This window comes from Micromonospora sp. NPDC048898, assembly GCF_043198035.1.
In the GTDB taxonomy this organism is placed as follows: Bacteria; Actinomycetota; Actinomycetes; order Mycobacteriales; family Micromonosporaceae; genus Micromonospora.
The window spans coordinates 128,133-137,434 of the sequence record NZ_JBICUF010000003.1 but is presented as its reverse complement, the minus strand read 5'-3'; the positions used below and the strand labels follow the sequence as shown (position 1 = coordinate 137,434).

General features: G+C 72.1%; 8 protein-coding genes. 4 read left to right on the top strand and 4 right to left on the bottom strand.

Annotated elements, in window-relative coordinates; translation table 11 throughout:
• Positions 1-22: 22 nt before the first annotated feature.
• Complete coding sequence (ccrA, locus tag ACGFIQ_RS10885) at positions 23-1,378, bottom strand: crotonyl-CoA carboxylase/reductase (protein ID WP_393243178.1); 1,356 nt, start codon at positions 1,376-1,378, stop codon at positions 23-25.
• A 301-nt stretch (positions 1,379-1,679) separates the two neighbouring features.
• Positions 1,680-2,156, bottom strand: a complete 477-nt coding sequence (gene mce / locus ACGFIQ_RS10880; RefSeq protein WP_393242505.1) for a methylmalonyl-CoA epimerase — start codon at positions 2,154-2,156, stop codon at positions 1,680-1,682.
• Between the two features lie 62 nt (positions 2,157-2,218).
• Here mce and ACGFIQ_RS10875 point away from each other — a divergent pair, with 62 nt between their 5' ends.
• The 3 genes from ACGFIQ_RS10875 to ACGFIQ_RS10865 all read left to right on the top strand — a co-directional run bounded on the left by ACGFIQ_RS10875 (position 2,219) and on the right by ACGFIQ_RS10865 (position 5,186).
• Positions 2,219-3,418 carry an acetyl-CoA C-acetyltransferase gene (locus tag ACGFIQ_RS10875; protein ID WP_393242503.1) on the top strand — a complete coding sequence of 400 codons (1,200 nt, stop codon included), beginning with the start codon at positions 2,219-2,221 and terminating at the stop codon, positions 3,416-3,418.
• 124 nt (positions 3,419-3,542) lie between these two features.
• Positions 3,543-4,478 (top strand): methylmalonyl Co-A mutase-associated GTPase MeaB, encoded by a 936-nt coding sequence (gene meaB, locus ACGFIQ_RS10870; protein ID WP_393243176.1) that lies wholly within the window; start codon positions 3,543-3,545, stop codon positions 4,476-4,478.
• A 288-nt stretch (positions 4,479-4,766) separates the two neighbouring features.
• The gene (locus tag ACGFIQ_RS10865) at positions 4,767-5,186 is read left to right on the top strand and encodes an Asp23/Gls24 family envelope stress response protein (RefSeq protein ID WP_393242501.1); all 420 of its coding nucleotides are present in this window, start codon (positions 4,767-4,769) and stop codon (positions 5,184-5,186) included.
• 34 nt (positions 5,187-5,220) lie between these two features.
• Here the strand turns inward: ACGFIQ_RS10865 and ACGFIQ_RS10860 are convergent, their stop codons facing one another.
• Together ACGFIQ_RS10860 and ACGFIQ_RS10855 are read right to left on the bottom strand one after the other, a co-directional pair.
• Complete coding sequence (locus ACGFIQ_RS10860; RefSeq protein ID WP_357066947.1) at positions 5,221-5,880, bottom strand: response regulator transcription factor; 660 nt, start codon at positions 5,878-5,880, stop codon at positions 5,221-5,223.
• A complete protein-coding gene (locus ACGFIQ_RS10855) occupies positions 5,868-7,178 on the bottom strand; it encodes a sensor domain-containing protein (RefSeq protein ID WP_393242498.1) in 1,311 nt (436 codons plus the stop codon). Before ACGFIQ_RS10855 ends, ACGFIQ_RS10860 begins: the two co-directional genes overlap by 13 nt.
• A 197-nt stretch (positions 7,179-7,375) precedes the next feature.
• Here ACGFIQ_RS10855 and ACGFIQ_RS10850 point away from each other — a divergent pair, with 197 nt between their 5' ends.
• On the top strand, positions 7,376-9,244 hold the full coding sequence (locus ACGFIQ_RS10850; protein WP_393243174.1) for a PDR/VanB family oxidoreductase: 1,869 nt from the start codon (positions 7,376-7,378) through the stop codon (positions 9,242-9,244).
• The last annotated feature ends 58 nt before the right edge of the window (positions 9,245-9,302 follow it).

The following is a 9,302-nucleotide window of genomic DNA, read 5'->3' as shown; positions in this document are numbered from 1 at the left end:
CCCCGGAGGCCGGCGGTGCCGGTCAGTGCCCCCGGAACCGGTTGATCGCGTCCTCGTGCCGGGCCCGCGACTCCCCGTCGCGTACGCCCAGCCCGTCGCTGGGTGCGAGGCAGCGCACGCCGACCTTGCCCTGGTGGGCGTTGCGGTGCACCTCGTACGCGGCCTGACCGGTCTGCTCCAGCGAGTAGGTGCGGGAGACCGTCGGGTGCACCTTGCCGAGCGCGACCAGGCGGTTGGCCTGCCACGCCTCGTGGTAGTTGGCGAAGTGGCTGCCGACGATCCGCTTGAGGTGCATCCAGAGGTAGCGGTTGTCGTACTGGTGCTGGAAACCGCTCGTGGAGGCGCAGGTGACGACAGTCCCACCGCGCCGGGCCACGTAGACGCTGGCGCCGAACGTCTCCCGACCCGGGTGTTCGAAGACGATGTCCGGGTCCTCGCCGGCGGTCAGCTCGCGGATCCGCTCGCCGAAACGCTTCCACTCGTCCGGGTCCTGGGTCACCTCGTCCTTCCAGAAGCGGAAGCCCTCCGCCGCCCGGTCGATGACCAGGTCCGCACCCATCCGGCGGCACAGCTCCGCCTTCTCCGGCGAGGAGACGACGCAGACCGGGATCGCACCGCCGTTGAGTGCCATCTGGGTGGCGTACCCCCCGAGGCCGCCGGAGGCGCCCCAGATCAGCACCACGTCGCCCTGTTTCATGTTGGCCCCGTGGTGCGAGACGAGTTGCCGGTACGCGGTGGAGTTGACCAGCCCGGGGCTGGCCGCCTCCTCCCAGCTCAGGTGACGCGGCTTGGGCATCAGCTGGTTGGCCTTGACCACGGTCAGCTCGGCCAGCCCGCCGAAGTTGGTCTCGAAGCCCCAGATCCGCTGCTGCGGGTCCAGCATGGTGTCGTCGTGCCCGGCGGCGTCCTCCAGCTCGACGGAGAGGCAGTGCGCCACCACCTCGTCGCCGGGTGCCCACCGGGTCACCCCGGGCCCGGTACGCAGCACCACGCCTGCCGCGTCCGAGCCGACCACGTGGTACGGCAGGTCGTGCCGGCGGGTCAGCTCGGAGACGCGGCCGTAGCGCCGGAGGAACGTGAAGGTGGGCAGCGGCTCGAAGATGCTTGTCCACACCGTGTTGTAGTTGATCGCGCTCGCCATCACCGCGACCAACGCCTCGCCCGGTGCCAACTCCGGCGTCGGCACCTCCTGCACGTGCAGAGCCTTGCGCGGGTCCTTGTCCCGGGTGGGCATGTCGTCGAACATCCGGGCCTCCTCGGCGCGGACCACGACGCCTCGGTAACTCTCCGGTACGGGCAACCCGGCGACGCCGGCGAGTTCGCGGTCCGGATCGTTCGACTCCTCCGCCGCCATGATCACATCGAGGATGTCCTGCACGGTGACCTCCGGTTCGTCCGCACCCGCCCGGGTCCGGGTGCTGCCATCGTCGGCACCGGTGGGCACGGCCGCCATGTCGGCATTCGACACATCCAGCACCGGTCGTGCTCCGGTGGGGGCGGACGTTACTGAACGGTAGCTAGGCCGGGAAGTCCTCTGTGAAAAACCGCATCCGCCGATGCGTGAAGGTGCCCGGCCGCCCCGCCAACCGCGCACTGACGTGCGCCGCGACGCTCCAGAGGGCGCGCGAGAGCCGCAGGGCGCACACCGCGCGGGCGGACGCCGCGTCGCGGCCCGTGGGTCAGTGGAGGGTGGGGGCGGGTTCGACGAGTTCGACGAGGACGCCGCCGGCGTCCTTGGGGTGGACGAAGTTGATCCGGCTGTCCGCGGTGCCGCGCCGCGGTGCGTCGTAGAGCAGCCGCATCCCCCGCGCGCGCAGCGCCGCGCAGGCCGCGTCGATGTCCACCACGGTGTACGCGACCTGCTGGACTCCCGGCCCGTTGCGGTCCAGGAACTTGGCGATCGTCGACTCCGGGGTGAGCGGGGCGAGCAGTTGCACGCAGCCGCCCTCGGTGGTCGGCCCGACGGCCAGCATCGCTTCCTGCACGCCCTGCTCGGCGTTGGTCTCGACGTGCACGCAGCGCATGCCGAACGTCCGCTGGTAGAAGTCGATCGCGGTGTCCAGGTCGGCCACGGCGATCCCGACGTGGTCGATCTTGCGGAGCCCGATGTCTGTGACGGAGTCGGCACCGGGCTCGGCGGAGGAGTTCTCAGTCATGGCGCTAGTCTGGCCGAACAATCGTTAAGGCGTACAGCACGGCACCCCCCTCGGAGGCAGGCATGGCTTCGGTGATCGTCAGCGGCGCGCGGACCCCGATGGGGCGGCTGCTGGGCAACCTCAAGGACCTCCCGGCCACGAAGCTCGGTGGGATCGCCATCAAGGCCGCGCTGGAGCGTGCCGGGGTCAGCCCCGACCAGGTCCAGTACGTGATCATGGGGCAGGTGCTGCAGGCCGGCACCGGCCAGATCCCGGCGCGGCAGGCCGCGGTCGAGGCCGGTGTGCCGATGTCCGTGCCGGCGCTGACCATCAACAAGGTCTGCCTCTCTGGTCTGGACGCGATCGCCCTGGCCGACCAGCTGATCCGTGCCGGCGAGTTCGACATCGTCGTGGCCGGTGGCATGGAGTCGATGACCAATGCCCCGCACCTGCTGATGGGCCAGCGCACCGGTTACAAGTACGGCGACGTGGTGGTCAAGGACCACATGGCGCACGACGGGCTCAGCGACGCGTGGGACTGCTGCTCGATGGGCGAGTCCACCGAGCGGCTCGGCGCCAGGCTCGGCATCTCCCGCGAGGAGCAGGACGCCTTCGCCGCGGCCAGTCACCAGCGGGCCGCCGCCGCCCAGAAGAACGGCCACTTCGCCGACGAGATCACCCCGGTGGTGATCCCGCAGCGCAAGGGCGACCCGCTGGTGATCAGCGAGGACGAGGGCATCCGCCCGGACACCACCGTCGAGTCGCTGGCCAAGCTGCGCCCCGCCTTCGCCAAGGACGGCACCATCACCGCCGGCAGTTCGTCGCCGATCTCCGACGGTGCCGCGGCGGTGCTGGTGATGAGCAAGGCCAAGGCCACCGAGCTGGGGCTGACCTGGCTGGCCGAGATCGGCGCGCACGGCAACGTGGCGGGCCCGGACAACTCCCTGCACTCGCAGCCGTCGAACGCGATCAACCACGCTCTGAAGAAGGGTGGGCTGAGCGTCACCGACCTGGACCTCATCGAGATCAACGAGGCGTTCGCGCAGGTCGGCGTGCAGTCCAGCCGGGACCTGGGCATCAGCGCGGACCGGGTCAACGTCAACGGCGGCGCCATCGCGCTGGGGCACCCGATCGGCATGTCCGGCGCGCGTCTCGTCCTCACCCTCGCCCTGGAGTTGAAGCGGCGCGGTGGCGGCACCGGCGCGGCGGCCCTCTGCGGTGGCGGTGGCCAGGGCGACGCGCTGATCATCCACGTGCCGGGAAGCGCAGCGGCGGCCCGGTGAGCGCGAGGAGCGAGCCGGTTCTGCGAGCACCGCAGTCGCGAACGAAGACGGCACTGTGAGCGAGGCGGCCGCGCACGTCCCGTCCGGGGGCACCACGTCGGTGCGCCGCAGTCGGGACGTACCGATGCTTGTCGGGCGGGCCCGCGCGGGTGATCCTCGCGCGGTGGCCCGGCTGATCACCCTTGTGGAGAATGGCGACGCGCTGCTGCCGGAGATCGCCGCCGCGTTGGCGCCGTACGCCGGGCAGGCCCAGGTCGTCGGGCTGACCGGTTCGCCCGGGGTGGGCAAGTCGACCACCACGAACGAGTTGGTCCGCGCGCTGCGGGCGCAGGGGCATCGGGTCGGCGTGCTGGCGGTCGACCCGTCCAGTCCGTTCACCGGTGGAGCGATCCTCGGCGACCGGGTGCGGATGCAGGACCATGCCACCGATCCGGGCGTCTACATCCGGTCCATGTCCAGCCGGGGTCACCTCGGCGGGTTGGCCGCGGCGACGCCGCAGGCGGTCCGGGTCCTGGAGGGCGCCGGCTGCGACGTGGTGCTGGTGGAGACCGTCGGCGTCGGGCAGGCCGAGGTGGAGGTCGCCTCGCTGGCCGACACCACACTGGTGCTGCTCGCCCCCGGCATGGGTGACGCGATCCAGGCGGTCAAGGCCGGCATCCTGGAGATCGCCGACGTGTTCGTGGTCAACAAGGCCGACCGGGACGGCGTCGACGCCACCGTCCGTGACATCCAGGGCATGATCGCCCTCGGCGAGCGCGGCCCGGGGCAGTGGCGGCCGCAGGTGGTCCGCGCGGTCGCCGCGCGGGGCGAGGGCATCGACGAGATCGCGGCGGCGATCGACAAGCACCGGGGCTGGCTGGTCGAGCACGGCGAGCTGCGCCGCCGCCAGGAGGCGCGGGCCGCCGCCGAGGTCGAGGCGATCGCGCTCGGCACCCTGCGCGCCCGGATCGGCTCCCTGCGCGACGGTACGGAGCTGAGCACGCTCGCCACGAAGGTCGCCGAGGGTGCCATCGACCCGTACACGGCGGCAGACGAGTTGCTCGCCCAACTCGCCCGCTGACCTGGCGACGCGGCGGGACCGACGCCGACGATCGGGCGCAGCAAGACGGACCTCACCCGCGGAGCGGGCAGGAATCCGCTGTGGACCGTCCGACAGTCGGCCCGCGGACCGCCAGCGTGCGGGACCCGTGCCGGTAGGCCGCGGCGGCACTGCGCTTCGGTTGCCCGGAAGCGAAAGCGGCTCCGTTTTTAGTAGGCTCGCGGCGCGTGGCCACCGCACGGCCGGCCACGCGAGTGGGCTGACGAATCGGTCGGTCCACAACGCACCGGGACCAGGGGAGATGTGATCATGACGGACGCGGTGGAGAACGCCGGTGCAGCGCAGCCCGCGACGGGTGCGACCCGGGGTGTCACGTCGGTTTCCGACGAGGTCGTGGAGAAGATCGCCGGGGCTGCCGTTCGTTCGGTGCCCGGTGTCGCCGATCTTGGTGGTGACGTGGCCCGGTTCTTCAACAGCGTGCTGGACAAGGTCGGCCTGGACGAGGTGGGCGACGCTCGCCGGGGTGTCTCGGCCGATGTGAAGGGCAGTTCGGCAGTCATCAACGTGGTCCTGGTGATCGACGCCGGTCACGTCGTGGCCGACGTGACCGAGGCGGTGCGGGCCACGGTGATCGAGGCGGTGGAGAAGTACGGTCTGACGGTCACCCAGGTCAACGTCACGGTGGACGACATCGAGCTGAACCAGCCGGGAGTGGCAGCCGGAGCCTGAGGCGTCGGTGCGGCGGCCGTCGGGGCGGGCGAGGTCACGGCCGCTGTCCGCCGCTGTCGAGAAAGCGCAGCACCGCGATCACGCGCCGGTTGTCGCCGCTCGTCACCGGCAGTTGCAGTTTGCTGAAGATGCTGTTGATGTGCTTCTCGACGGACCGTTCCGTGATCACCAACTCTGCCGCGATGCCGGCGTTCGACCTGCCCTCGGCCATCAGGTGGAGCACCTCCAACTCGCGGGGGGCGAGCCTGCGCAGCGGGGTGTCCCGGCGGGTACGGGAGAGGATCTGGCGGACGACCTCGGGGTCGAAGACGGTGCCGCCGGCACCCACCCGGGTCAGCGCGTCGAGGAACTCGCCGACCTCGCCGACCCGGTCCTTCAGCAGGTAGCCGACCCCGTGCAGGTCGCCGCCGAGCAGGTCGGCGGCGTAGCGCTCCTCGACGTACTGGGAGAGCACCAGCACCGCGGTGTCGGGCTGCTGACGCCGGATGACGAGCGCGGCGCGGAGCCCCTCGTCGGTGTGGGTGGGCGGCATGCGCACGTCGAGGAGGGCGAGGTCGGGGCGGTGCTCGGCAACGGCCCGGAGTAGTTGCTCCGCGTCGGCGACCGCCTCGACGACCTCATGTCCGTTGCTCGTGAGCAGCAGGGTGAGGCCCTGGCGCAGCAGCGCCGCGTCCTCGGCGATCACCACCCGCATGGCAGCTCCATGGTGAGCACGGTCGGCCCGCCGGCTGGGCTGTGTACGGTCAGGTCGCCGTCGACGCCGTGGGCACGCTCGGCGAGCCCGGCCAGCCCCGACCCGCCCGACGTGTCGGCGCCGCCGACGCCGTCGTCGGTCACCCGGATCAGCAGCGCGTCGCGACGTGCCGCCAGGTGGATCTGAGCCCGAGTGGCCTGGGCGTGCTTGGCCGTGTTGGACAGCGCCTCGGCCACCATGAAGTAGGCGATGGACTCGATGAGTCGCGGCGGCCGACGGTCGAGGCGTACGTCGATCGTGACCGGCACCGGCGACCGGGCGGCCAGGGCGGACAGTGCGGCGTCCAGGCCCCGGTCGGCGAGCACCGGCGGGTGCAGCCCACGGGTGAGGTCGCGCAGCTCGACGATTGCCTGCTTGGCCTCCTGATGGGCGGTGGCGAGCAGCGGCGCGGCGCGGACCGGGTCGTCGGCGAACTGGTGTCGGACCATGCCGAGGGTCAGCACCAGGTGGATGAGGCGCTGCTGGGCGCCGTCGTGCAGGTCGCGCTCGATGCGCCGGCGTTCGGCCTCGGCGGCCCGGACGACCTCGGCGCGGCGCTGCTCGACCTCCCGCACCCGGGCCCGGAGCTGACGGGTCGACGCCCAGCCGAGCAGGGTCCTCGCGAGCGAGACGTGCACCAGGGCGAGTGCCCGGACCACCGTCGGGGCGGCGATCAGCAGGGCCACCCCGCCGGTGACCAGTAGCGCCGCGGTGACCGGTCGAAGCGGCCCGTGCAGGAGGGCGTGGGCGGTGCTGTCGCCCGGTAGCGGGGTGTCGGCGAACGGCCAGGCCGGCGGATGGGTGGCGGCGATCAGCAGCCAGGCCCCGCCGCCCCAGGCGATCAGGGTCAGTAGTGCCGTGCTGAGGGCCAGCGGCAGGCGGAGCAGGTGGTACGCCACGGCCCGCCACAGGGTCGAGTCGAGCACGAGGTGGCCGGCCCGCTGCGCCCAACCGGTCCCGGCGGGTGCGCGCAGGGCCGTCGGGACCCGTACGCCGAGCACCAGGTGGCACCACCGCGCTTCGAGGCGGGCACAGCAGCGCAGCGCGGTCCCGTAGCCGAGGAAGGTCGGCACGCCGAGCAGCAGGACGGGCAGGAGTGCCGCGGAGAGCACGAGCCCGAGGACGCTGAGCACGGTCATCAGCACCGCCCACGGGGTCACCACCAGCAGGTGCAGGGTTCGCCGCCAGGTGTCGGTGGAGACCAGCGCCCTCGCCTCCCGGCCCAGCCGTGATCGCCACGCCATGGCCTGCTCGATCATCACTCTCCCGGGTCGTGGCTGCTCAGTGGGCCAGCGTATGGCGAGCTGGGCGCTCCGGACAGGAGGGCAACCTGCCAGTGCGCGGGGGTGCTACCACCACCTCGATCTCGCATGGTGGCCCGGCAGTCAGGACAGGCCCTTCTCGACAGGCTTGTCCCGTGCCAACCTGCCCACCCCTCCCGGACGGAGATCACGTGATGAAACGGTCAGCGACATTCCCGGAGTCGGGGCGGCGGGTTCCCCGCCTGCTCGTCGCGGCATCTTCGGCCACCGCCGTGGCAGTGGTGTTGATGCTGCTGAGTCTGGTCGTCGAGTTGCTCGACGGTGCTCCGGCCCACCGGGTCTTCTGGCCGGTGGAGCTGGGCTCGATGCTGTTGTTCCTTGCCACCATGACCCGGCAGGGGAGGCAGTGGGGCCGGGTCACCCTGACCGCGCTCGTCGCGAACACGGTGGTGTTCAGGCTGCCCGGCATGGTCGCCAACCCGGGGGACCGGCAGCCACTGGCCATGGCGTTCGACTGGATGAGCCTGGGCGCGATGGTGGCCGCGGTGGTCCTGATCTTCCTGCCGGCGGCCAACCGGCACCTGCGGGCGACCCGCGAGCAGCAACGGCTCATCTCGCCCCGGGTCCGCAGGGCGCTGCTGGCGACGCACATCGCGAGCGCGGTCGGCTGGTTCGGAGTGATCACCGTGATGGCGACCATGGCCATCGCCGCTGCCGGTGCGCACGACCTCGGCTACCTGCGCTCGGCGTACACCATGATGTTGCTTGTCGACGAGACGTTTCTCGGCCCGGCTCACCAGCTCGCCCTGCTGACCGGGGTGGCACTCGCGGCGGGCACGCCGTGGGGGCTCTGGCGGCGTCGGTGGGTCGCGACGAAGCTCGTACTGATGCTGGGGATCATGTTGGTCGGCAGTGCGGTCCTCCAGGACCTGGCGCTGCGCGCGCACGAGCTGGTCGAGGCGGGCCGGCCGGTGGCCGAGATCCGGGCCGAGGCCGGGCGGCCGTTGGCGCTGCTGACGCCGTTGGGTCCGGCGGTCGGACTGGTCGCGACGCTGCTGTCGGTCTACAAACCGGGCGGCCCGACCCGATACGGCCGCCGCCGTGGCGCGCAGCGCCCTCGGCCGGTCGGGAAACCGGCGGGCCTGGTCGCCGTTGTCCGCGACATCCGGTCGGTCGCCCACGACGTGGTCGAGGTGACGCTGGTCGGCGAGCCGGGCCAGGCGCTGCCCGGGTGGGAGCCGGGGGCGCACATCGACCTCACGCTGCCCTCCGGTGTGGTCCGCCAGTACTCGCTCTGCGGCGATCCGGCGGATCGGAGCAGGTACCGGATCGCGGTACGGCGGGATCCGGCCGGTCGGGGTGGCTCGGCCGAGGCGCACCGGCTCCGACCCGGGCAGCGGGTCGTCGTCGGTGGCCCGCGGAACCACTTTCCCCTGGTGCCGGCGTCGGCGTACCTCTTCGTCGCCGGCGGGATCGGGATCACCCCGATCCTGCCGATGGTACGAAGGGTGCGGGCCGAGGGCCGCCCGTGGCGGCTGCTCTACGTGGGACGCTCGACCGGGCGGATGGCCTTCCGGGACGAGGTGTCCGCGCTCGGCGCCGAGCGGGTGCAGATCGTGGCCACGGACACCGACGGCAGGCCCGACCTGCCCCGGCTGCTGGGCGTGGCATCCGCCGACACGGCCGTCTACTGCTGCGGGCCGGCCGAGCTGACCGCCGCGGTCGAGCGGCTCACCCCGCCCGCTCGGCGGCACGTCGAACGGTTCACCGCCACGTCTCGTGCCGACGCCGACGACCAGCCCTTCGAAGCGGAGCTGGCCCGCACCGGGCAGCTGCTCCAGGTGCCGGCGAGCCGCAGCCTGCTCGACATGATCCGCGAGGTCGTACCCGAGGTTCCCGCCTCGTGCGAGAACGGGCTGTGCGGCAGCTGCGGCGTCGTCGTCGTCGACGGGCAGCCCGAGCACCGCGACGACATCCCGGCGGCGCGGCGCAGGGACGGCCGAGAGGTCGTCTACCCGTGTGTCTCCCGGTCGCGCACCCCGCGGCTGGTGCTGGACCTCTGACGCCATCCGCCAGCTCACGTTACCGGTCGGTACGACGGGACTTAGCGATCGTTCAGGT

Bases quoted from the DNA above. Each gene is read 5' to 3' on its own strand.
- mce (WP_393242505.1), bottom strand. From the start codon at position 2,156: ATGACTGAGAACTCCTCCGCCGAGCCCGGTGCCGACTCCGTCACAGAC.
- ACGFIQ_RS10875 (WP_393242503.1), top strand. From the start codon at position 2,219: ATGGCTTCGGTGATCGTCAGCGGCGCGCGGACCCCGATGGGGCGGCTG.
- meaB (WP_393243176.1), top strand. From the start codon at position 3,543: ATGCTTGTCGGGCGGGCCCGCGCGGGTGATCCTCGCGCGGTGGCCCGG.
- ACGFIQ_RS10865 (WP_393242501.1), top strand. From the start codon at position 4,767: ATGACGGACGCGGTGGAGAACGCCGGTGCAGCGCAGCCCGCGACGGGT.
- ACGFIQ_RS10860 (WP_357066947.1), bottom strand. From the start codon at position 5,880: ATGCGGGTGGTGATCGCCGAGGACGCGGCGCTGCTGCGCCAGGGCCTC.
- ACGFIQ_RS10855 (WP_393242498.1), bottom strand. From the start codon at position 7,178: ATGATCGAGCAGGCCATGGCGTGGCGATCACGGCTGGGCCGGGAGGCG.
- ACGFIQ_RS10850 (WP_393243174.1), top strand. From the start codon at position 7,376: ATGAAACGGTCAGCGACATTCCCGGAGTCGGGGCGGCGGGTTCCCCGC.